The 22,409-nt window shown below is 30.6% G+C and carries 24 protein-coding genes and 2 pseudogenes; 8 read left to right on the top strand and 18 right to left on the bottom strand.

The window, feature by feature from the left end:
- Window positions 1-16: 16 nt before the first annotated feature.
- Together ACFVR2_RS19915 and ACFVR2_RS19910 are read right to left on the bottom strand one after the other, a co-directional pair.
- Window positions 17-1,807, bottom strand: a complete 1,791-nt coding sequence (locus ACFVR2_RS19915) for a sensor histidine kinase (RefSeq protein WP_387365681.1) — start codon at window positions 1,805-1,807, stop codon at window positions 17-19.
- A 3-nt stretch (window positions 1,808-1,810) separates the two neighbouring features.
- On the bottom strand, window positions 1,811-2,485 hold the full coding sequence (locus ACFVR2_RS19910; RefSeq protein WP_387365678.1) for a response regulator transcription factor: 675 nt from the start codon (window positions 2,483-2,485) through the stop codon (window positions 1,811-1,813).
- 177 nt (window positions 2,486-2,662) lie between these two features.
- Between ACFVR2_RS19910 and plsY the strand changes: the two genes are divergently transcribed.
- Window positions 2,663-3,265 carry a glycerol-3-phosphate 1-O-acyltransferase PlsY gene (gene plsY / locus ACFVR2_RS19905; protein WP_387365675.1) on the top strand — a complete coding sequence of 201 codons (603 nt, stop codon included), beginning with the start codon at window positions 2,663-2,665 and terminating at the stop codon, window positions 3,263-3,265.
- 92 nt (window positions 3,266-3,357) lie between these two features.
- On the opposite strand, the gene ACFVR2_RS19900 is transcribed toward plsY, so the two are convergent.
- Window positions 3,358-3,780, bottom strand: a complete 423-nt coding sequence (locus ACFVR2_RS19900) for an acyl-CoA thioesterase (RefSeq protein ID WP_387365672.1) — start codon at window positions 3,778-3,780, stop codon at window positions 3,358-3,360.
- A 140-nt stretch (window positions 3,781-3,920) separates the two neighbouring features.
- Between ACFVR2_RS19900 and ACFVR2_RS19895 the strand changes: the two genes are divergently transcribed.
- The 3 genes from ACFVR2_RS19895 to ACFVR2_RS19885 all read left to right on the top strand — a co-directional run bounded on the left by ACFVR2_RS19895 (window position 3,921) and on the right by ACFVR2_RS19885 (window position 6,391).
- Entirely contained in the window at window positions 3,921-4,082 is a 162-nt protein-coding gene (locus ACFVR2_RS19895; RefSeq protein ID WP_165347184.1) for a hypothetical protein, read from the top strand.
- A complete protein-coding gene (locus ACFVR2_RS19890; protein WP_387366197.1) occupies window positions 4,069-4,956 on the top strand; it encodes a prohibitin family protein in 888 nt (295 codons plus the stop codon). The genes ACFVR2_RS19895 and ACFVR2_RS19890 overlap by 14 nt, the downstream gene beginning before the upstream one ends.
- Before the next feature lie 148 nt (window positions 4,957-5,104).
- Entirely contained in the window at window positions 5,105-6,391 is a 1,287-nt protein-coding gene (locus ACFVR2_RS19885; protein WP_387365668.1) for a glycosyl hydrolase family 18 protein, read from the top strand.
- 53 nt (window positions 6,392-6,444) lie between these two features.
- On the opposite strand, the gene tlp is transcribed toward ACFVR2_RS19885, so the two are convergent.
- From tlp to ACFVR2_RS19845, 8 genes and pseudogenes are all read right to left on the bottom strand, one after another.
- Window positions 6,445-6,678: a small acid-soluble spore protein Tlp gene (gene tlp, locus ACFVR2_RS19880; protein ID WP_387365665.1), complete on the bottom strand. Its 234-nt coding sequence runs from the start codon at window positions 6,676-6,678 to the stop codon at window positions 6,445-6,447.
- A gap of 43 nt (window positions 6,679-6,721) precedes the next feature.
- Window positions 6,722-6,862 carry an acid-soluble spore protein N gene (locus ACFVR2_RS19875; protein WP_069032371.1) on the bottom strand — a complete coding sequence of 47 codons (141 nt, stop codon included), beginning with the start codon at window positions 6,860-6,862 and terminating at the stop codon, window positions 6,722-6,724.
- Between the two features lie 145 nt (window positions 6,863-7,007).
- Complete coding sequence (locus tag ACFVR2_RS19870; protein ID WP_387365662.1) at window positions 7,008-7,145, bottom strand: FbpB family small basic protein; 138 nt, start codon at window positions 7,143-7,145, stop codon at window positions 7,008-7,010.
- Window positions 7,146-7,220: 75 nt separating this feature from the next.
- Window positions 7,221-7,772 carry a TlpA family protein disulfide reductase gene (locus tag ACFVR2_RS19865; protein WP_387365659.1) on the bottom strand — a complete coding sequence of 184 codons (552 nt, stop codon included), beginning with the start codon at window positions 7,770-7,772 and terminating at the stop codon, window positions 7,221-7,223.
- Window positions 7,773-8,181: 409 nt separating this feature from the next.
- Window positions 8,182-10,908: an aconitate hydratase AcnA gene (gene acnA, locus ACFVR2_RS19860; RefSeq protein ID WP_387365656.1), complete on the bottom strand. Its 2,727-nt coding sequence runs from the start codon at window positions 10,906-10,908 to the stop codon at window positions 8,182-8,184.
- A gap of 951 nt (window positions 10,909-11,859) precedes the next feature.
- The gene (locus tag ACFVR2_RS19855; RefSeq protein WP_387365653.1) at window positions 11,860-12,900 is read right to left on the bottom strand and encodes an acyltransferase family protein; all 1,041 of its coding nucleotides are present in this window, start codon (window positions 12,898-12,900) and stop codon (window positions 11,860-11,862) included.
- Window positions 12,901-13,207: 307 nt separating this feature from the next.
- A complete protein-coding gene (locus ACFVR2_RS19850; protein ID WP_387366194.1) occupies window positions 13,208-13,420 on the bottom strand; it encodes a peptidoglycan-binding domain-containing protein in 213 nt (70 codons plus the stop codon).
- Between the two features lie 6 nt (window positions 13,421-13,426).
- Window positions 13,427-13,816, bottom strand: a pseudogene (locus ACFVR2_RS19845) (M15 family metallopeptidase); the annotation flags it as partial.
- Window positions 13,817-14,247: 431 nt separating this feature from the next.
- On the opposite strand from ACFVR2_RS19845, the gene sspO reads away from it, so the two are divergent.
- From sspO to ACFVR2_RS19830, 3 genes are all read left to right on the top strand, one after another.
- On the top strand, window positions 14,248-14,394 hold the full coding sequence (sspO, locus tag ACFVR2_RS19840) for a small acid-soluble spore protein O (RefSeq protein ID WP_069032362.1): 147 nt from the start codon (window positions 14,248-14,250) through the stop codon (window positions 14,392-14,394).
- 670 nt (window positions 14,395-15,064) lie between these two features.
- On the top strand, window positions 15,065-15,199 hold the full coding sequence (locus tag ACFVR2_RS19835) for a small acid-soluble spore protein P (RefSeq protein WP_082459649.1): 135 nt from the start codon (window positions 15,065-15,067) through the stop codon (window positions 15,197-15,199).
- Window positions 15,200-15,233: 34 nt separating this feature from the next.
- Window positions 15,234-15,392, top strand: coding sequence for a YfhD family protein (locus ACFVR2_RS19830; protein ID WP_387365649.1), 159 nt, complete (start codon window positions 15,234-15,236; stop codon window positions 15,390-15,392).
- Window positions 15,393-15,473: 81 nt separating this feature from the next.
- On the opposite strand, the gene ACFVR2_RS19825 is transcribed toward ACFVR2_RS19830, so the two are convergent.
- The 5 genes and pseudogenes from ACFVR2_RS19825 to ACFVR2_RS19805 form a co-directional block, all read right to left on the bottom strand.
- Window positions 15,474-16,178: a DsbA family protein gene (locus tag ACFVR2_RS19825; protein ID WP_387365646.1), complete on the bottom strand. Its 705-nt coding sequence runs from the start codon at window positions 16,176-16,178 to the stop codon at window positions 15,474-15,476.
- Between the two features lie 390 nt (window positions 16,179-16,568).
- Window positions 16,569-16,969 (bottom strand): annotated as a pseudogene (locus ACFVR2_RS19820) (NADPH-dependent FMN reductase); the annotation flags it as partial.
- Between the two features lie 298 nt (window positions 16,970-17,267).
- Entirely contained in the window at window positions 17,268-18,020 is a 753-nt protein-coding gene (locus ACFVR2_RS19815) for a DUF3888 domain-containing protein (protein ID WP_387365643.1), read from the bottom strand.
- A gap of 528 nt (window positions 18,021-18,548) precedes the next feature.
- Complete coding sequence (locus ACFVR2_RS19810; RefSeq protein ID WP_387365640.1) at window positions 18,549-19,265, bottom strand: hypothetical protein; 717 nt, start codon at window positions 19,263-19,265, stop codon at window positions 18,549-18,551.
- A 264-nt stretch (window positions 19,266-19,529) separates the two neighbouring features.
- Entirely contained in the window at window positions 19,530-20,000 is a 471-nt protein-coding gene (locus ACFVR2_RS19805; protein WP_387365637.1) for a hypothetical protein, read from the bottom strand.
- Window positions 20,001-20,186: 186 nt separating this feature from the next.
- Between ACFVR2_RS19805 and ACFVR2_RS19800 the strand changes: the two genes are divergently transcribed.
- Window positions 20,187-20,618, top strand: a complete 432-nt coding sequence (locus ACFVR2_RS19800; protein WP_387365634.1) for a DUF2621 family protein — start codon at window positions 20,187-20,189, stop codon at window positions 20,616-20,618.
- A gap of 29 nt (window positions 20,619-20,647) precedes the next feature.
- Here ACFVR2_RS19800 and ACFVR2_RS19795 read toward each other — a convergent pair whose 3' ends face one another.
- The gene (locus ACFVR2_RS19795; protein WP_056477344.1) at window positions 20,648-21,127 is read right to left on the bottom strand and encodes a CcdC family protein; all 480 of its coding nucleotides are present in this window, start codon (window positions 21,125-21,127) and stop codon (window positions 20,648-20,650) included.
- A gap of 223 nt (window positions 21,128-21,350) precedes the next feature.
- On the bottom strand, window positions 21,351-22,058 hold the full coding sequence (locus tag ACFVR2_RS19790) for a cytochrome c biogenesis CcdA family protein (protein ID WP_387365631.1): 708 nt from the start codon (window positions 22,056-22,058) through the stop codon (window positions 21,351-21,353).
- Between the last annotated feature and the right edge of the window lie 351 nt (window positions 22,059-22,409).

Below are 22,409 nucleotides of genomic sequence, written 5' to 3'. Positions count from 1 at the left end.
CTGTGAACTTTTTGATTTAATTCAAATATTTTTTCAAATTAAAAATAAATTCAACTCCATCTTTCTTATTATGAACTTTTATAGTTGAATGATGTAAGTCAAGGATTGTTTTTACGATTGCTAAACCTAAACCTGTGCCACCATTTTGTCTATTTCTTGATTCATCAATTCGATAGAAGCGATCCCAAATTTTATCAATTTTATCAGCAGGGATTGGATTACCTTCATTAAAAATAGAGATATTTACATATTCCCCTTTATCTAATAAATTCATTTTTATGACACTACCTGGGTTACCATAATGGATTGCATTTGAAAGGATATTAATGATCACTTGTTCTATTTTTCTTTTTTCACCTATTACGAGCGTATCTTCATCTAGATTAAAATTGAAGTGACAATGATTACTACTATTTTCAAACATGCGAATAATCACATTTTCTATGCAATCCACAATTAAGAAAGGTTCACTTTTAAGTGTGTATGTACCCGATTGAAGTTTGGAAAGTTCAAGCATATCGACAACTAACCCGTTCATCCGATCAACTTCTTCAAGGATTACATCAGCATAATAACCATTTTTTTCAATATTTAATCCATCTTTTAACCCTTCTGCATAACTTTGCACAATACTAAGTGGCGTTTTCAGCTCATGGGAAACTCCACTAATAAACTCTTTTCTTATTTGTTCTAACTGCTTTTCTTTTTCAATATCCTTCATTAATTTAAAATTTGCCTGCTGTAAATTTTCAATCGTACTAGCTAAATTCCCGGATAATGAATTAATTGATTTTGATAATTGTCCAATTTCATCATCTGATTGAATATCGATTTTCTCGTTAAAATTTAATTTTGCTAATTGATCTGTTACAGAGTTCATTTTCAATAATGGCTTCGTAATCAATTTCGAATAGTAAAAAGATACGATCACAATCAATAATAAAGCAATAATAAATGCGTAAATATAAAAATCTTTTAAAACGTACATTGCTTCATTTACTGGTTGTAGTGATGTAATGGCAAAAATAACTTCTTTTGAACCTTTACTAGTATTAATTGGGTAAATAAAAACTTTATTTTCTAATCCATTTACTCGGTCTAAGTAGCGATAAATTAATGGAAAATCCTCTTCAGTATATTTAGAAAAATCTTCATTACTCTTTGTCCAATCCGTTATTGCACCCATTAATGAGTTCATTTGAGCTGAATACGTATATTGATTTGCAATTGGTAAATGTAAATTAACAACTTTCCCTTTAATTTCAATATTCACCAATTCCTGAAGACTATTTTTAGTTGACAATTGAATTGTGTTAGACGGTTGATTTTCCTCTTGCCACACCCCTATATTTGTTTTTATATAGAGAGGAATAAAATAATCATCTTGGACATAACCTCGGATTGTAATTCTTGAATTTTCTTTAATATTAAGTCCTAAAATACTTTCTATTTGATCCGAATATAATAGATTATTTAAAGGTACATATACCTTTTTTCCTTCATTTGTAAGAACGGTTAAATCAAAATTATTCTCAGCTTTTAGTACCCCTCTTTTATCTAAAACTGCTAAAGTTGTATTGTATTTCGAATATAGTTTTGATAATTCTTGTTGAAACTGATTGTTGTTAAATTTACCCGCTTTATACCCTTTAGCAAATTTTGTTAATTCCTCTGTCACAATATTTACTTTCTTATTCGTATAAAAAGATTGCATAAAGATTGATTGACCAACAAATACAATTAATAAAAAAATAACTAATAATAACGTTATTGATAAAAACAGTTTACGGACTATACTATTTTTCATCTTCTACTCCTCAAACTTATAGCCAACTCTAATAACTGTTGCTATATGCTTTGCTTTGTCTCCCAATTTATGTCTAAGTTTTTTTATATGTGTATCAACTGTTCTTCCGTCACCAAAATAATCAAAGCCCCAAATATTATTCAATAATTGATCTCTTGTTAATACGATGCCTTTATTATCAATTAAATAACATAATAATTCGAACTCTTTATTCGTAAGTTGTAATAATTCATTCTTAATTGAAGCTGTCCTTGATGACGTATTGATCGTAATTCCACAAATCGTTTTAGATTCTTTATCGTCCTCTTTCAGATCAGTTGTTCTTCTAAGTACACTCTTTGCTTTTGCTACTAGAATTTTAGGACTAAATGGCTTTGTCACATATTCATCTGTACCAAGATCAAAACCAAGTAATTGATCTTCTTCTTCTGAGCGAGCAGTGATCATGATGATTGGAATACTTGATTGCTCCCTAATTAACTTACAAACTTCCCATCCATCTAATTTCGGTAACATTAAATCTAAAATAATTAAATCTACTTGATTTTCATTAAATTTCTTTATGCCTTGTTCTCCATCTTCTGCTTCGATCACTGTAAATTGATCGTTTTCAAAATATTCTTTTACGATTTCTCTTAATCTTTTTTCATCTTCAATGATTAAAACTGTCGGGTTCATATTTTTTTTCCTTCCATTAAAATTGATATATATAAGTAATTTTACCTAAAATAAAATGCCCTTAATTTCCTCATTTGAATTAATATTCTAAAGCAACTATCTATATATTCGCTTAAAATTGTGTTAAAATCATATGATACTGCACTAATTTATTATTGTTTGAAAAGGAGCTAGAAAATGAGTTTGGTCATTATTGTACTAGCCTATTTAATCGGATCTGTACCATTCGGTTTAGTAGTTGGAAAAATATTTTACGGAGTAGATATTCGTCAACACGGTAGTGGAAATCTTGGTGCGACAAATACATTCCGCACATTAGGTAAAAAAGCAGGTATTATTGTAACGCTTGGAGATATTTTAAAAGGAACACTAGCAGCTTCTTTACCTGTATTATTCCATTATCATGGAATTCACCCATTAATTATCGGCCTAGTTGCTGTTGTTGGTCATATGTATCCAATATTTGCCGGTTTTAGAGGTGGTAAAGCGGTAGCAACGTCTGCAGGGATCTTATTATTTGCATCGCCACTACTTTTTGTCTGCTTAATTATTATCTTCGCAATTAGTTTAAAAACAACTAAATACGTTTCACTTTCGTCAATGTTAACAGCTTTTATTGGTACAATTTTAGCTTTTATAATGGAATACACGGGACTTATTAAAGACAATGGGTACATAATAACTTATATTTTGATCGTACTTACAATCTTTGTCGTTTATAAACATCGTCCTAATATAAAAAGAATTAAAGACAAAACAGAGCCAAAAGTAAAATTTTAAAAGCAAGATTAGCTAAAGATTAGAGATTGAAGATTAATGTTCTTCCATCTCTAATCTTTTTTCATTCATGCTCTTCTTGATTTTTCTATCGCTTAATCCTGCCCCATCGCCTTCTCATATGCTTCATACCATTCAGGGAACATTTTCTTAAATTTAATCGGTCTAAATGTTTCTTTATGAACAAGGACATGTGTTGAATTTCCTGTACAGCAAATATCGCCTTCTTCATTAAGAATTTCATATTCATAGATCACTTTAAGTGGTGTAAGTGATTTTATTTTTGTTTTAACTTTTGCAGACTGTCCATATCGTAGACTTTTCTTGTATGAAACATTCAAATCGATTACTGGAGAAATGACACCTTGTGATTCCATTTCTGCATAATTAAAGCCTAAATCTCTTATTAATTGAGTACGTCCAATTTCAAACCACACTAAATAATTTGCATGGTACACAACACCCATAGCATCTGTTTCTGCATATCTTACTTCAACTAATTTTTCTGAAATTAACATATATTCACCTCTTATTCTTCTACAGAATACTTTACCAAAAAATTAATAATTGTTCTATTTTTTAACTTATCCTAAATGTTATAATTTTCTTATAATAAACTAATGATTTTCTAACAATAGAAATTTGGAGGTCGATCTTCATGAAGGTTCTAGTGGGCTCAATCTTAATCATCCTTCTTTTTTTATTCGGAGTATGGCTTCTTCTTTCTCCAACATTTGAAAAAATTGGTGAGAAATCAGCTAAAGTAAAAAATATTTTAAAGGATAAGGGGGACAAAAATAATGGAAATTCGTCCAAATGAAAAAAGGAATTCATTTTTCAGCCGTAAACTAATTGGAGGAATCATCGCGGGTATTGCACTGATCTTAATTGTAACAATTCCAACTTTATTTATTGAAAAAATTACACCTGGTTATGTGGGGGTTGTCTATTCACCAAATGGTGGTATACAGAAAAATACATTATCACAAGGTTGGAATTTGGTTGGTTTATTCGATAAAGTTACTGAATATCCAGTCCGACTTCGAACTGTAGAATATAAAGATGTTGCATTAGCTACTTCAGACGGTAAAAGGATTGAAATGGATTTATCATATACATATAAAATTGATCCTTCTAAAGTAGTATCAATGTTTAACGAGTTTGGACCTGTGTCAATCGAAGAAATTGAGGATACATATTTAAAGAAACGATTACAAGATGCAGCTCGAATTGCCGTATCAAAATACACAGTTTTACAATTATACGGTGAGAAATCAAGTAATGCCTCAGCTGATATTGAAACACTCTATAAAGAAGATGTAAAAGTACTTGGTTTCTTTGTTGAAAATTTAACACTAGGAACGCCAAAACCAGACGCAAAAACGCAGGATGCAATTGATGCACGTGTTCAAGCTGCTCAAGAAAATGATCGTAAAAAAATTGAACTTGAAACGGCTAAAATAGAAGCAGAAAAGAAAAAAGTAGAAGCAAAGGCTGATGCCGATTCACAACTAATCCGAGCACAAGGTCAAGCAAAAGCGAACCAAGTAATCCAACAAACGTTAACCAATGAATTAATTGAATATAAAAAAGCAGAAAAATGGGATGGAAAACTCCCTACTGTCTCAGGCAGTAATTCAAATATCATTCAATTCCCACTTGATCCAAATAGTGATAAAGAATCAAAAAAATAAATATTTTTCCTAAAAACCTAGCTTTGGCTAGGTTTTTTATTTTCAAAATCAATTTCGATTTGCTTTTCCACCTATTCCCTTCTAATCCAAACTCTTTGGCATATATTTAATAGAGACGAATATCTACGTTTAATGGAAGGAGATAAACTTGATGCAAATTCATGTTGTAAAAAGTGGAGAAACAGTGATGAGTATTGCAGATTTTTATGGAGTTGAACGCCAAGCACTCATTAATTCAAATGCTCTTGTAGCTCCTTATAAAATAATAAAAGGTCAATCGCTTGTTGTACCAACTACAGGAAACGAATATTTTGTTCAACCCGGTGATAACTTATATGATTTAGCTTTAACTTATGGTGTAACATCAAGTCAAATTGCAACTTTAAGTGGAATTAGTTCATATGCTTCATTAAATGTCGGTCAAAAGCTACATCTTCCACCACGAAAAAAAAGAAATATTGAATCCATTGGTTATTTACAACCTACTTCAAATCCAATTAAACCAGCACTTGAAGAATCGGCTCGAACAGAAAGTAAGTTTTTAACCTATTTAGCACATTTTAGCTTTGATGCAAAAAGAGATGGTACACTAACCGAACCACCACTTGGAAACATTCCTCAAATCGCAAAGGATAATCGCTGTATTTATATGATGGTTGTCTCTAATCTTGAAAATGGACAGTTTTCAACATCACTAGCAACCGATATATTACAAAGTCCAGCAGTTCAAGATAAACTGATAAATACAATTATAAGTACTGCTAATAAATACGGATTTAGAGAAGTAAATATAGACTTTGAAGATGTTGCTTCAACTGATCGTGTAGCTTATATTAATTTTTTAAATAAAGTAAAATCAAGGCTACCTCAAGGATTCATATTGAGTGCTACTTTAATACCAAAAACAAGTTCAACCCAAAAAGGTAGATTTTACGAAGCTCATGATTATGCTAACATAGGAAAAGTTGTGGACTTCGTTGTAATCATGACATATGATTGGGGTTGGCAAGGCGGTCCTCCTATGGCCGTATCACCGATTGATCAAGTTCGTAAAGTAATCAACTATGCGAAGACCGTAATTCCTGTACCTAAAATTGTAATAGGCCAAAATTTATATGGATTTGACTGGAAAGTTCCATTTAAACAAGGGACTATGGCTAAAGCATTAAGTGCTGAAGCTGCTACAAATTTAGCAATTCAAATGACAAACGAAATCCTTTTTGATAACAAAGCTAGAGCACCTCATTTCCGATATACAGAATCAAACGGTCAAAAACATGAAGTTTGGTTCGAAGATGCAAGATCAATTCAAGCCAAGTTTAACTTAATAAAAGAAGAGAATATACGAGGTATTTCGTATTGGAAATTAGGATTACCATTTATTCAAAATTGGGAGCTTCTTGAAGCTAATTTTAATGTGGTTAAAAGAGCATAAAAAAAAGCTAGGTATTTATGAGGCAAACTCTAAATACCTAGCTTTTTTTTTATTCAGTCATTCGTATTATTAAATGCTTGTTCGTCTCTTAGTTCACTCTCTAATGCTGCGATAGATTCTTCGCGACGTTGATTTTTAGCTATTGCATTTTGACGATCTTGTTCATTTCCGAATTTCATTGAAGCTTCTGCTTCGTTAATATTTTCCCTCGTATTGTTTATATTATCTTGAATTTTTTTTGCATTATCACTACGATCATCTGGCTTCGGTGTATTTGTATATTCCATCATAAATCACTCCAATTCAAAATTTGTTTTTGTGTTTTGGAATTTACCCGTTATCTACAATTGGTTGTTTGCCAGTAGGATCTTTATACTGCATTTGTTTACCCTTATTCCCACCAGCTGCTTTGTTTTGAGTACCTACATGATTTGGTACAAAATCTTTAGGATGTTTTTTTGGATTTCCCATTTTATCGCCCCCTAGCGATAGTATGAGTTTTGTTGCTGTAAATATGTAAAAGGAAATTAAAAAATGACCAATTTTGACAACAAAAAAAGAAGGAAATAATGCCTTCTCTTTTTCGTATAAACAAAATTCGATTTTCGAAACTAAATTACTCCGCTTTAGCTTTTCTTACTAAACGTTCTTCTAATCGATCATATATTTTATTCAATGCTTCTTCATCATTTAATAGTAAATTTTTATTTTCAAGAATTAATTCTTGAAACGATTTATGTCTTTTCTTTCTCAAAACAATCACCTCTTCTTTTTATGTTCTTAGTATTGCCAAAAAAAAGAGTTTTCTTACATTTTAGTAAATTTTTTCTTATTTTAAAAATGCATTTAATTGTTTTTCAGTTAATGGCCCAATTTGCTTAAAAACTACTTCTCCATTCGGGTTAATAAAGTATGTAGTTGGTATTGAAATCACACCATATTTACGAAAATTATCACCGTTTTCATCAATTAAAATTCTATAATTCATACCATTTTTATTAACAAAGTTCTTGATAAAATTTAAATCCTTTTTCTCGCCAATATAATCCGCAACACCGATCATTTCAATATCCTTATGCTGTTGATGGAATTTCTCTAAAGCTGGTATCTCATCTTGACAAGGTGGGCACCAAGTAGCCCAAAAATTTAAGATTACTTTCTTACCTTTGAAAGAAGATAAATTAACCTTCTTTTCATCTAAAGTCAGCAATTGTATATCAGGTGCCTGCTGTCCAACTTGAACACCTAATTTTTGAATTGAAGCAATATAGGCATCATTATTTTTACTGACTTTGTTCTCTTCTTCTTTTTTCTCATATAATTGAAAAATTGAATATCCTAACGCAACTAAAAGTATCAGCACAGGAATTATTTTTTTCATACAAATCACCCTTTTAATGAACTATCTCTATTTAACCATAATAAATACAAAAGTGGAACAAGCTCACATAGGTTCTTAGTCAATATCTCTTGGGATTACCTTTTATATACTATTTTCCATTCAAATTATCTTAATATAGAACCACTTTGATTATATTTTTTACATGAATGCCCTATTAATTCGTAATTTTTTTATCCATTTAGCACATTTTGGTTTAAAGTTGATCGTTTCTGTCTGTTTAATTTCTGATATTCGGATTTTAATTGTGATTTTTGGTTTTTTATTTGCGATTCCTTCATTTTAATTGCGATTTCTGGTTTTTATTTGTGATGCCATCTTTTTAATTGTGATTCCACTTACCCGAAATAAAAAAAACACGGTCTAATAAAGACCGTGTTTTCTATACAAATTAATGAGTTACTTTAGAATTATTTAATTTATCACGTAATACCATTTGTAAGATACCACCATGACGGTAGTAGTCAATTTCAACTTCGCTGTCGAAACGAGCAACTACTTCAAATTCAACAGTTGTACCGTCTTCTTTTGTTGCAGTTACTTTTACAAGATCACGTGGTTTAACATTCTCATCAACATTAACAGCAAATACTTCTGTACCTGTTAATCCAAATATTTCAGCATTTTCACCATCTTTAAATTGAAGTGGTAAAACACCCATTAATACTAAGTTACTTCTGTGAATACGCTCGAAGCTTTCAGCTAGAACTGTTTTAATACCTAAAAGATTTGTTCCTTTAGCAGCCCAGTCACGAGAACTTCCCATACCGTAGTCATTTCCAGCTAAAATCATTAATCCAGTACCATCTTCTTTATAACGCATTGCTGCATCATAAATTGACATTACTTCGCCAGTTGGCCAGTAAGTAGTGTATCCACCTTCTGTACCTGGAGCGATTTGGTTACGGATACGGATATTAGCAAATGTACCACGCATCATTACATCGTGGTTACCACGACGAGAACCGTATGAGTTGAAGTCTACAGGTTTAACACCTTTACTTTGTAGGTAAAGTCCTGCAGGAGTTGTTTTACCGATTGAACCAGCTGGTGAAATGTGGTCAGTTGTTACTGAATCACCGAATTTACCAACGATTTTTAAACCAGCTAATGGTTTAACTACGCCTGGCTCTTTTGATAATCCTTCAAAGAATGGAGGATTTGCAATATAAGTTGATTCGCTATCCCATTTGTATAATGAATCATCAGTTGTTTGAATTTCGTTCCAACGTTTGTTATCTTCAAATACTCTTTCGTATTCTTTTTTGAATAATTCAGGAGTAACTGTAGATGCAACTACTTCTTGAACTTCTGCAGATGTTGGCCAAATATCTTTTAAGAATACATCGTTTCCATCTTTATCTTGACCAATTGGCTCGACTGAGAAGTCGATATTTACATTACCTGCTAACGCATAAGCAACTACTAATGGTGGTGATGCTAAGTAGTTACCTTTAACTTGAGGATGAATACGTCCTTCGAAGTTACGGTTACCAGAAAGTACAGAAGTTACTAACATATCATTGTCAGCAATAGCTTCTTCCATTTCAGGTGCTAATGGACCTGAGTTACCGATACATGTAGTACATCCATAACCAACGATGTTAAATCCTAATTGATTTAAGAAAGGAATTAATCCAGCTTCTTGTAAATATCCACTAACAACTTTAGATCCAGGTGCTAATGAAGTTTTTACATAAGCAGGTACTGTTAAACCTTTTTCAACAGCTTTTTTAGCTACTAAACCAGCACCTAACATAACGTATGGGTTTGAAGTATTTGTACAACTTGTGATTGCTGCGATTGCTACTGCACCAGTTTTAAAAGTTGTTTCAGTACCGTTTTCAAATTTAACGTTTACCTCTTTATCTAATGTTTCATCAGTTAAACCGAATCCTGCATTACCCATTGGAGCAGAAACTGCTGCTTGGAATGCTTTTTTCATTTCAGATAATGGGATTAAATCTTGTGGACGTTTTGGACCAGACAGATTTGATTCAATTTCTGAAAGATTGATTTCTACTAAATCAGTAAATGTAGGATCTTCTAAGTCAGCTGTATAGAATAAATCATTAGCTTTGCAATAAGCTTCAACTAAATGAATTTGCTCTTCCGAACGACCTGTTAAACGTAAGTAGTTAAGTGCCTCAGCATCAACTGGGAAGAATCCACATGTTGCACCATATTCAGGAGCCATGTTTGCAATTGTAGCACGGTCTGCCAAAGGCATGCTTTGTAAACCTGGTCCAAAGAACTCAACAAATTTATTTACTACACCTTTTTTACGTAAAACTTCAGTAACTTTTAACGCAACATCAGTTGCAGTTGTTCCACTTGGTAAAGCACCGATTAATTTAACACCGATAACTTCTGGAACTGGGAAATATGATGGTTGACCAAGCATACCTGCTTCAGCCTCAATACCACCTACACCCCAACCTAATACACCAATACCATTAATCATAGTAGTATGTGAGTCAGTACCCACTAATGTATCAGGGAATGCAACAACTTCACCATCTTCATTTGCAATTGAATGTACTACATTTGCTAAGTATTCTAAGTTAACTTGGTGTACGATACCAGTTGCTGGTGGAACTGCACGATAGTTATTAAATGCTTTTTGAGCCCAGCTTAAGAATTGGTAACGCTCTTCGTTACGAGAAAATTCTAAATCCATATTGAAATCTAATGCATCCACTGAACCAGCTTTATCAACCATTACTGAGTGGTCAATTACTAGATCTACTGGAATTTCTGGATTAATTACTTCAGGGTCTCCACCCATATCAGCCATTGCTTTACGTAATGAAGCTAAGTCAACTACAGCTGGAACACCTGTGAAGTCTTGTAAAATAACACGAGAAGGTTTAAACGGAACATCTACATCTTGTAGCTCGCTTGTTCCCCATTTTGCTAAATTTTCAACATGATTTTTTGTAATTACTCTTCCATCTACTTGACGAAGAACTGATTCTAGTAACACTTTAATCGAATAAGGTAATTTACCGATTTTAGCTACTCCAGCTTCCTCAATTGCTTTTAAGCGATAATAATGATAAGTTTTATCGTTCGCAGTAAATGTCGAACGAGATTGGAAAACGTCATTTTTCCCCATGTTTCTTCCCCCTATTAAGCAAAAAATGTCTGAATATATTTTATATCCAAACTTTTCAATACCTTACAATAATATATTATTACAATGTATATCATAAGTAAATAACAAGTAACTTATCATTTGTAATAAGTATTACTTATGACCTTATAAATCAAAGTTACTATAATAATCTTTTACCCAATTATATCAAAGTTTATATCAATATAATTAATTTAAGTTTTTAAAAATTTGTGAACGTAATGTGTTTGTTGAAGGTGTGAGATTATTACCAAATTTTCGTAAAAGGAGTAGAGTGATGTTGATTTCCACTAGGGGTGCTCGCCTTCCATGGGGCGAGACCTGAGCCTCCTTGACTAGCTGAGGCCGCTGAAAAAGTAAATTTTGATCAAATTTTACTTTTAAGAAAAATCAATTCCCATAAAAACCTCGATTTTTATAGATAAAGTGGGGATGACACATTACGTTTTAACCCATTTTTGAGACAAAAGTGGGGATGGGAATTTTAGGGAATTGAACTTTTTCAAAAATCATAGAGTTTTTCAGCGGCCTCGACTAGCCTGCGGGGTCTCAGCCTTCCCGCATATCGCATAGGAGTCGAGCACCCCTTCGTTTCAATCAACTATTCATCATAAAAAAGGTTACCCTAAAAACCTTATTTAATATCCTTTACTTGGAGTATCATTACAGCTTGTTAATCAGTTTGTGGGTCAGTTAAGGTCGAACAACAACTGATTTTAATAATCTTTGAACTTGTTTTTCTAAAAATTAGCTCTTAAATATTATTTTTAACTTCGTAAGTAAAAAAAATTACTAGAGATTGTTGATATTATAAAACTGCTCAAACATATTAACATTAAAAATCCGTTAGACCATTTACAATCTAAAAACCCCTGTATCCGAAAAGAACACAGGGGTTTTTTATTAAAAATATTATTGCACATTATTTTTATTTTAAGATGCCTTTAATTGACAGATTGTAATTTCTGAAGTGACTGGCTTTCCCTTCCCGTTTAGTAATATGTTTAAAATTGGAATCTTTTTAATGAAAACCGATAGTGAGGTAGGGATTATTAAGCCAAATGCAAGATATATGGTCCAATGTATAATTCCTTTAACAAAAAGAAGATCTATAAATTTCAATGTTGCAATTACAAATCCACCATGAAAAATTAAAATTATTAATGATTCTCTACCTAAAAAGGTAAAAAACTTTGTTGGTAATTTCATTTTAGACAACAATTTTGCAAACGATAATGTTGCTACGCTTCCGGAAATGCCTGCTATATAAAATACAAGAAAATTATCATAAATTCGATAGTTCATATCTGCATTGTTGAGATATGTAGCAATTCCGAATACTATTAGTGATAAAATTGATACAATACCAATAGGTTTTATCTTATTTAATAATTGATAATACTTAAACTTATTCCCCAAGTGCATGAAAAAAAGAGCGACTAAAGCGATATCTAATCCCCAAGGTAAAAATACAAAAAGACTTATAGCATAGCCAACAAATCCTAAAATTATGTAAAAACCTATTTGAGTGTAAACGCTAAATCCACCAATGATTTTTTGTGAGTAACAATAAAGTAATTGAACACAAAATAAACAAACTAAAAACCATATAGGTGCATTTAAACCTAACCATCCATTAACTCCATTCCCATAAAAAATACCAATAAGAGGCTTATACCATAAAAATTCATTTTTTAATGGGTCTACTGCTTTTAAAATTAACCAGTAAAAATAAGATAAGATCCCAGCTGTAAAGTAAGGAACAAGTAATGAATAAAATTTGTTAATCCATAATAGTCGCGTATTATCCAAGTACTTCTGACTACTAAAGAGATAACCTGATACAAAGAAAAACAAGGGCATTCTAAAGTCTCTTAATATGTTATTTAACCAGATTGGAATAGCTGTATGCCCCATTACAACCAAAAATATCGTTACCCCCCTTGCGATGTCTATTTCTATAAATCGTTTCATCCATATCCCCCTGAAATGGTTCAAGCACCAATATTAAGTTTTTTGTCCATTAATCATCATATTGGAGGTTGTGAATTTTTACAATCTTATATTTATTAAGCTCCATATGTTAAAGAATATCCTTTTACGTAATGGATTAGCTAAATGTGAGGTAATGCCAATGTGATTTAATTAATCATTATTAAAACAACCCCTGTATCAATACTGATACAGGGGTTGAAATAAGTTTTATTTTTACACTTTGAAATTTTGAATGGTATGTTATTTTTAAACTAAACTAAATTTAGTAATGAGACTTTACCTTTTGTTAGTCAAATAATTTTGCCCAAGTTTTTGGACCTACAATTCCATCTACGGTGAGGCCATGTTTCTTTTGAAAATTTCTTACTGCCCGATCCGTAATTAAACCGAATATACCGTCTGCAGTAATTCCTAATTCTTTTTGAACTAATTTAACACTATTTCCTTTTGAACCTGATTTTAATATCGTTCCTGGATATGCAGGAGGTTTAGTTTCCAATACTTTATCAGTACCATATCCTTTGTATTCAAATTGTAAATGTGGCTCATCTACAAAGCTACTCCAGTCCCCACCCCATGTGAAGCCAATAGATTTAGCATAATGAATAGCCGATTTAAATGGTTCAGACTCGTATGAGTTCCACTCTTCTTTACCATTTACAATTGGAACAAAGTCTAATGCTTGACCTACTAGATGATATGACTTTCTAGTTTGGGACTTGCCATTATCAACAAGTACTTCTTGACGTTCTTTGGTTCGTGTCGTTTCGTAAATTAAAACATTGATATTATTTTTTATACAATAATTGTACCATTTTAAAGCTGCTTGCTTTGTATTTGGTGCTAGCTTATTTATATTTGATAAATTTCTTTCGTGATAAGTTGGATTCGTCATTTATGATTTCTCCTTTTAAATAAATTTAAAAAGCCAACCTACTTAGGAAGACTTATCCCGTAAAATAACTTCGCTTGCTTTTAATAAACAATCAAACCGTACACATAAGTCAATCTATTCATAAAATTGAAATATGGTTTGAATAAATAGTCCAAAAGATATCGTTTTTTTCTGCCGGACAAGTCTTTAATCCTGTTAAATTTTATTTCCCTGTTCAATCTCGTCAATTCCATCGACTACAAACATTAAAAAAACACCTATTATAAGGTGCTGACATTGAACAATTTATCACTTCGTCTCACATTATTTACCAATTGAATTTTTAGGGTACTAAAAAAAATATAGGAAAGAATATCGATTATAAAAGGCAATTTTCAAACCAATTCCAAAAATGTGTTTATGAAAATGGCCTTATATAAGGAGGAATAATCATGTCTAGACGTAAAAATAATTCTGGTAGCGGAATGTCAGCTTCAATCGAGCAAGGGAAAGCTGCTGGTTTTAATGAAGAAACTGCACAAGAGCCACTTTCAGCAGATTATAAGTTAAACAATAAAAAGACGAAAAAAAGACAATAAAAAAATAGCAAGCAATTTGTATGAATTGCTTGCTATGTTTAAATATTTTTTGATCATTACTCAAAATCATCTTTTCGCTTTCGTAAAATACCTTTGTTCAACGTCGATTGAGGCATTAAATAAATAATATCTCCTGTTCTTTTCGTATCTCTATTAACATTACTTTTTCTACGATTATAGTATAGGAAAAAATTAATCACATTTTTTTGTCTCTTATTATATTGAACTTTCTTGAACAAGAGATAGAGTAAGATCACACCCGAATATATAAGACAAACTGTTAGTACTTGCATAATCAGTATCAGTCTCCTCTTTCATTTTGACTATTACTAGTATTGGTCAAATTACTTGTTTCATACATCAAAAGAGTCAGACAAACTAAAAAAAATTAACTTTTACTCTATTAATTTCTTAGATTTAATTGTTGTTTGTCGTTTTTTATTATGAAAAATAATTTTCTCAACATTCAATTTTTACAATTAATATTAGATGAATTAGATCATAAGAAATACCTCCCTTTCATTAATTTATTTATATATATGGAAAATGGTTATCGAAAATTATTAGAAAAAAATGATTAAAACGCTTTCAATTATAAATTAGTAAATATTTCTTTTTGGCATATTTTTTCGCTTACAACTAAAGCTATTCTTAAAGGAAGGTGACAAGAATGACAAACAAATCGTCAAAAAGAAATAGCCCAATTGATCATGAAAGTGGACAACCAAAACCATTAAGTGGTTCTCATAAAGTAAAGAACCAAAATCATACAAGACAGAAAAAACATAGTTCCCACGACATGTAATTTAAATTAGTTAGTTATAATGGAGGGTTTTAATTTGAACAAGAAGAAAAGTACTTTCAATTCTAATTTTAATAAGAATGTAAAGCCTGATGGACTCGATGTAGAGTATTCAGCGGAATTAGCAGATCATAATGATATAGAGGCACAAGAACGTTCAGCTCAAGCGGATGCACGTGTAAAGAAAAAAATGTAATTTGCTATACAAAAAATCAAGTTTTTTATACATGGTCTAACAATGAAAGGTATGCGATAGTTCCGCATACCTTTCTTAATATTATTTCTTTATTTCAGCGTCAATAGCTGCTTTAATTGATTCTAAGCTTGGGTTGTCCACTGCTTTACCATTTACAAATATTGTAGGAGTTCCGTTAACGCCATAATGGTTAGCAATTGCAACATCGTTAGCCACTTGTTTCATTGCATCTTTTTTGTATAAATCTTTTTTAAATTGTTTTTCATCTAAATTCGGAATAACAGATTTTGCAATACTTGCTAGTTTATCAGGTGTAGCCCAAGTAGTTGTTTCATCTTCTTGTTTTAAATAGATTTGCTCTTGAAACTTCCAAAATGAATCTTTATGAGTTTTATAAACTACTTCTGATGCAAGTGCAGCTAAATTTGAATCTTTCGAAATAAACGGATAGTTAATAAATGAAAAATTGATTAAACCATTATCAATATAATCGGCTTTAAGTAGAGGAAAAACTACTTTATTCCATTGAGCACAAATTGGACATTTATAATCACCAAATTCAACTACTTCAACTTTTGCATTTTTATTACTAAAGGTTGGTTGATCTTTTGTGTCAAACCCATCAACTTTCACTTGATTTACTCCTGCAATTGCTGGATAAACTTCTTCAGTCTTTTTATCTTGCAATTTAGAAACTAAAAATAATGCTCCAACTAAAACAACTATTCCAACAAATACAGAAATAGCAAACGTTTGATTACCATTAGATTTTTTCTTTTTACTCATTAGTGCTATATTCCCCCTACAATTATGTACTGTACATTATTGTAACATAAACTAAAGTAACCTAACTATTCATAACCATTGTGATTGAAAATTATTCTTAATTAAAAGTAATCCAAATTCATTAATTTTGAAAAAAATAAAAAGCATTTTACTTCACAAAGAAAGCTATTATTTTAAAACATTAAATTTACCACTTGTTAAATAAAACTTTCATTTAACTTTATAAAAAAAGATTGACCATACAGCCAATCTTGTTGCTCAACTAATGCACTGCGTTAATCAACCATGAATCAAGCATTCTCGAAAATGAATCTATTCACTAGATAAAAAAAGAATATCAGACACTTTTTTTAGCGTCTGATATTCGTAACATAGTACACTTAATAATGACTATTGTCTCAAAGTTTTTAATGCACCACTCCAAGCAACAACTTGGTCAAGCATTGCATTTACATTATTAAGATGTAAGTCAGCTGGCTTGAAAGTAGTATAGTTTTCAAAATCGGTAAATAAGGACAATGTAGGGTGAACACGAACATCTGCAATCATTAGCTCACCCATTATTCCTCGTAAATGTTCAGCTGCACGGGCAAAGTTGAACCATAACTAACGATACCAACTGCTTTGTTATTCCAGGCTTCACGAGCCAAATCAAGTGCATTTTTTAAGGCTCCTGTAATACTATGATTATATTCCTGAACGATAAATACGAATCCATCCAAGCTGTTAAGTTTTTCGTTCCAAGCTGCAATTCCTGGTTCAGTCCCATCAGTTGTTCCTAAAAAAGCCATTCTATCATTTGGGTTGGTTTTCTTTCTAAAAGACCTCTCTTTTCTAACCTATCTACAAATAATAGGTATTCGCATTATTGCTTAGCTTAAATATAGCTCAAACCAAATTTGAAACCCTTCAGTCTATTATGTATAATCTTCGTTTTTAAATTCTTTTTTGGACAATTTTACCATAAAATAAAGATTTCTCTATAATAAGTAAATACCCTTTTATATTCCATAAATAAAAAAGCCACATATTTGCAACTTGTGTTGTTCAACTAAACGCACAAGATAGTTACATAAGCAACACATTATTTTACAAATACCAAAGCAATTCATTTTTCATTTTCTTACCATTCTTATTCATCTTTTTTACAACTTCCCATCCCTTATTTTGCTTAATCACTTCATAAATTGTATTTGTTCCATCTGATTTCTTAAAAAGAATATATGCTTTATTCCCATTTATAAAAGTAACAGGAGAAATTACATTTTTATAAGGTGGATGGATCTCTGGATTCAAAATGTTATTAACAATCTCCCCAGTAAAATTGGCAAGGGATTTGTATTCCTTTTCTTTTTCTGCTTTATATTGGAGCTGCGAATAATTATATTCTGAATATAGTTCTAAATTTAAATTAAACGATTGCTTTATATCTGAAATAGTTTCACTATAAAACTGTTTAAATTCCCTTTCCTCTTGATCGCCTTCATGAACATAACTAATCTTCTTAATTCCCATTGGGCTTATATCAAAGATCATTGTCTCCTTTCCGTAAGGAGGATTGTGTGCATGTTCAAAAGTATGCACTTGGACTTTTGCTGTAAAGCTAAAGCTTCCTTCACTATCCCTATTAATATTTAATATTTTCGCATCATACAAACCATACGCTTTATGATATCCATAATAATCTTCTACACCTTTTGAAATATAAGGATCGAGAGTAGTCAGCAATGTATCATGAAGTAATTTATTATTTATTTCATTTTGATTTGCTTTAATTACATAAGGTTGTAAAAGAAAAATAAACGTGCTAATTGAGATTAATATAAAAAATTTTGTCTTCATATAGACCTGCCTAATGTATTTAGGATTATATTTACCCATGCAAAAAAAACGATACTTAGATCCATACAATTTATTCTCTCAGTTACCACAAAAAAAAAAATCGACTAATGTCGATTTTGATGTACAACTAAAGCACTTGTTAGGTTTAATAACTGAACATGCGCCGTTAGATCGAGGCAGCTCCGTAACGGATAAAATGAAATGTGGTAACCAACCCAAGCATATCAGACTGTAAATCACCGTTAATTTATTTACCTTCGTGCCAAGCTTTTAAGACATTATCTTTTCTTTAAAAACAAAAAAATCTACTATTATAGAGTTCTCATTCACAGACTTAGAAAATCTAATTTTTAAATTCTAGGTTGGTAGTCTTAATTTAAGTCTGTCTAAAAAATGAAAAATCCCTAAATTAAAACCTTTTTGGTTTGGTGGTTTGACAGTTTCGTTCATATCAGTTGCATAAGAAGTTTTATTAAATTAGTATACCTTCTTCTTATGTAATAAATATCATAGTGTTCTTCAAATCTTTTATCTTGTATTTTTTAATATGTTTCTTATTTTATCTGTATATATTTTATCTAAATCTTCAGTGCAGTATTTAAAGTTTTGCATGCTTGATTCTTTAGGAATGCCCATACGCACTAATTTAATATCGATTTTCTCAATAATAAAACGCTCGTCAATTTCATTTTTCACTCCACCAACTTCAGTTAAATCTATTTTAGTTCCATTTTTTAATTCTAAAATGTAAAAAAATTCACCTTTCGTATGTCTAAATAGGATATTTCGTTTCTTCCCGTAAACTCCTGTTTTAATTTTTGAAATATCATTGTAACTATATTCCTTACCATTAGGATAAAGAAATGAGTAGTTTATTATTTTATTATTTGTGATTACAGTAACAGCAGTAATGATAGTATAAAGCAGTAATATATTTAAAGTCACGAAAGTAATGAGAACTACTTTTTTATTCCTTTTCAAAAAACTAATTTTTTTACTCCTATCCGCTATTCCTATGGATTTCCTTAAATTCTTACTAAAAATATATGGTAACCCTAAAATTATATACAACTCATAAACAAAAACTAACCTTGATACAGGATATTTAAAAATCCACATTATATAATCTTTCGGCACTAATAACTTTTCTTGAATAACACTTATTAAAAACATTATTCCAATAGTTAATATGACTATAAAAATAATTAAAAGAATCCACAAAATTATTGCCTTTAACTTTTTCAAATTTACAACTCCAGTTCCATCACATCATTTTTTAATTAATCATATTCTTCATTTCTACCTTATCACGTATTTAATTGTAAATTTCAACAGAAATTTGAAGCGTATTTCAATAGTAAATAACCTCATTTAAAGGTAATCCTTATGCAACTAATCTGCCAGTTCGTTGCATAAGAAAATCAACAACCTATTTTACTCTATATCGAATCCAATATTATAAAAAGCAAAAAGCCAAGTCTACATTTAAATAAACTTGGCTTTCATATATTAGTTATTTTTATTTACTAAAATAATCAATTCTTCATCAAATATAATATCAGAATTTAAATTTAAAAGTTCTCTTATAAAAGCTTTTGGATTTTCGAGGGTTAACATAATTGGTTGTACTGACTCGTTAATATGAATTAATAAAGTTATTATTTCTTTATTTTTTCCATAAACTTCGACTAGTTGCTTTATTTCTGTAATATCATCGACTTTAAGTTTAACTGTTAGAATGCCTTTATGAATAATAATTTCATCCTGGATTAAGACAATATCACTTCTAATTAGGCGGAAAGCTGTAATACTTAAAACAATTACGACTACAGCGATTTGCAAATAAGTTTTAATTTCATTTCCATTTCCTACTAGCATTGATATTAACTTGTACAGAATGACTAGGAATATTGAGCTTGCGGCCATATAAAATAAAACACTTAGAAAAGTAAAGTGAGAAGAGAATTTAGTTTGTTTCACATTCTTTCGCCTCCTCTACGACTTTTTTCTTTATTTTTTCTACTATATGATTCAAATACTTAAAATGAAACTAGTACTTAAAAATAAATGGTCATTTTTTGACAAAAAACATATGTACTTGCTTGATACTTGTCATATTTTCTTACTATAATAGTGGTATGTTTACCTAATACAAGGAGGATACATATGTTTTCGTTCTTTTCTCAAATTATGATTGTCTTGTGGACAATTTTCTTGTTAGGAATGATGTCAATCGGCGGATACTTTATGTTCAGAAAGTTTTTGAAAAGATTACCTAAAGAGGATGGGAAATCGATTTTAGATTGGCAGGAAGAGTATTTACAACAAACAAGACATTTATGGTCAACTGAACAGAAAGTATTACTTGAAGAATTAGTAAAACCTGTTCCATCTTTATTTAGAGATATAGCTCGAGATAAAATAGCAGGAAAAATTGGTGAGTTAGCTCTAATAGCTAACGCTCCGCAAATTACTCAAGGCTTAATTATTGAAGGTTATATTAAAGCAACCCCTAAACGTGATCATGCATTTTTAGTTAAAACATTAAAGGAAAAGGAAATCGATTTTACTGATTATAAGCATTTACTTGCAAAATAAAAACGTGTACCGAGAAGGTACACGTTTTTTCATGTAATAATTGTATTTGACGGAAGCTGTCTTCTCATTTTTTGATATGATTTGTACATTGCTAAGCGCCAAGGAACAATCATTGAAAATGCTAATAAGAAGAACATACCACTTAATTGGCCTACATCGATTGATGAACTTAAATATAACTTCATCACGATTCGAACTACTAATAAACCAAGTAAGATAAAGACAAATGCTTTTGATCTTTTTAAATAAATTTCATTATCTACAATTTCAAATTTAGACGTTTTAATTAAAAATAACGAAAAAAATACGCCCATACAAACAGCTTCTAATACTTCAGAACCAGTTAATCTAAACTCTGGTACTAAGTACATTAGAGCTCCACTACTCATAAAAAATGGAGGTAAAATTATTTTTTTTAAGTTTGTTGGCTTTTTAGCAGCTTTTAATCTAACGACAATTACACCTAAAGCCATACAAGTTGCTAAAACTGTGCTAAAAATTATACTCATATCTTTACTCATTTTTTTCACTACCTTTTTTCTCAATCTTAAAGAATAACAATACTTATATGCAAAAAACTTATTAATACAGTTTTTGTGAATACAAAGCCATCAATCTTGGCAACCCTTGTTCTCTAATCTTATAAACTGATTATATAATACTGCTTCTACCACATCGATGCAAATCCAATAACTTCAAATCCTGCGATTTTTTTACATTGGAAAATAAAGTTTAAAATCCGGTAAATCCACCGAAAAATCTAGTAAAATAAATTGTAATTTTAGTTAACCAATCAAAATATAACATGATTCCCATTATGATCATGATATACCCACCAAAAACGACGATTTTATGTGAATACTTTTTAATCCAACCTAGTGAGCCTAAATAAAACGATAAAACAAAAAATGGAATAGAAAATCCAAGTGTATATGCTAACATATAAAATAAACTTGAACCTGGGTTACTTACAGCAAGTGCAAATACTGAAGTTAAGATTGGTCCAGTACAAGGTGTCCAACCTGCCGCAAATGCTAATCCAATTAAAGTAGAACCAAGATATCCTGAAGGACGTTTTGAAAATTGAAGCCTTCGATCATTCATTAAAAACTTCGGTTGAAAAATACCCGTCACGACTAATCCTAAAAATACAATTAAAATCGCACCAACTTGACGAATAAAATCTTGATAACGCATAAAAAAAGAACCAATTATGGAAGTACTAAAACCTAAAACAATAAAAATAATTGTAAAACCTAGTAAAAAGAACAAAGTATGTAGTAAAGTTTTACTTTTATGTATTCTTTTTTCATTTTGTAAATCACTTAAAGATACCCCTGTAATATACGATAAAAACGCTGGATAAATCGGTAGACAACATGGAGAAATAAAGGAGAGAAATCCCGCTCCAAATGCAATACCAATATTTAAATCCCCCATTAACTTACATCCCTTCTCATCTTTACATTCTAGTTAACATTATAACAGAATTGCTTTTTATTTAGTATTAAAAGTAGTTAATAGACCGCATTGTACACATATTTTAAGAACCTCTAACAATTCGTTAATTACCAAAAATTGTAGAATAGTGATTAAAATGGAATATTTTCACTAAAATTTCGGCACACTTGTTAATAAACTAAATTATTACTAAGGTGGAAAAATGTTAAAAAAAATATGGCCAAGTATGTTTTTATTATTAATCCTTATCATTTATTATTGGAAAATATTACCTATAATTTATAAATTTCATGAATAAGTCAAAAAATTTTAATGGCATTTCCAAAAAAC

The sequence above is a fragment of the Gottfriedia sp. NPDC057991 genome (assembly GCF_042886615.1).
GTDB lineage: Bacteria > Bacillota > Bacilli > Bacillales > Bacillaceae_G > Gottfriedia.
This window is presented reverse-complemented; position numbering and strand designations above follow the sequence as displayed.

Coding starts and splice junctions, on each gene's coding strand:
- ACFVR2_RS19915 (WP_387365681.1), bottom strand. CDS start 1,807: ATGAAAAATAGTATAGTCCGTAAACTGTTTTTATCAATAACGTTATTA.
- ACFVR2_RS19910 (WP_387365678.1), bottom strand. CDS start 2,485: ATGAACCCGACAGTTTTAATCATTGAAGATGAAAAAAGATTAAGAGAA.
- plsY (WP_387365675.1), top strand. CDS start 2,663: ATGAGTTTGGTCATTATTGTACTAGCCTATTTAATCGGATCTGTACCA.
- ACFVR2_RS19900 (WP_387365672.1), bottom strand. CDS start 3,780: ATGTTAATTTCAGAAAAATTAGTTGAAGTAAGATATGCAGAAACAGAT.
- ACFVR2_RS19895 (WP_165347184.1), top strand. CDS start 3,921: ATGAAGGTTCTAGTGGGCTCAATCTTAATCATCCTTCTTTTTTTATTC.
- tlp (WP_387365665.1), bottom strand. CDS start 6,678: ATGGAATATACAAATACACCGAAGCCAGATGATCGTAGTGATAATGCA.
- ACFVR2_RS19875 (WP_069032371.1), bottom strand. CDS start 6,862: ATGGGAAATCCAAAAAAACATCCTAAAGATTTTGTACCAAATCATGTA.
- ACFVR2_RS19865 (WP_387365659.1), bottom strand. CDS start 7,772: ATGAAAAAAATAATTCCTGTGCTGATACTTTTAGTTGCGTTAGGATAT.
- acnA (WP_387365656.1), bottom strand. CDS start 10,908: ATGGGGAAAAATGACGTTTTCCAATCTCGTTCGACATTTACTGCGAAC.
- ACFVR2_RS19855 (WP_387365653.1), bottom strand. CDS start 12,900: ATGAAACGATTTATAGAAATAGACATCGCAAGGGGGGTAACGATATTT.
- sspO (WP_069032362.1), top strand. CDS start 14,248: ATGTCTAGACGTAAAAATAATTCTGGTAGCGGAATGTCAGCTTCAATC.
- ACFVR2_RS19835 (WP_082459649.1), top strand. CDS start 15,065: ATGACAAACAAATCGTCAAAAAGAAATAGCCCAATTGATCATGAAAGT.
- ACFVR2_RS19825 (WP_387365646.1), bottom strand. CDS start 16,178: ATGAGTAAAAAGAAAAAATCTAATGGTAATCAAACGTTTGCTATTTCT.
- ACFVR2_RS19815 (WP_387365643.1), bottom strand. CDS start 18,020: ATGAAGACAAAATTTTTTATATTAATCTCAATTAGCACGTTTATTTTT.
- ACFVR2_RS19800 (WP_387365634.1), top strand. CDS start 20,187: ATGTTTTCGTTCTTTTCTCAAATTATGATTGTCTTGTGGACAATTTTC.
- ACFVR2_RS19795 (WP_056477344.1), bottom strand. CDS start 21,127: ATGAGTATAATTTTTAGCACAGTTTTAGCAACTTGTATGGCTTTAGGT.
- ACFVR2_RS19790 (WP_387365631.1), bottom strand. CDS start 22,058: ATGGGGGATTTAAATATTGGTATTGCATTTGGAGCGGGATTTCTCTCC.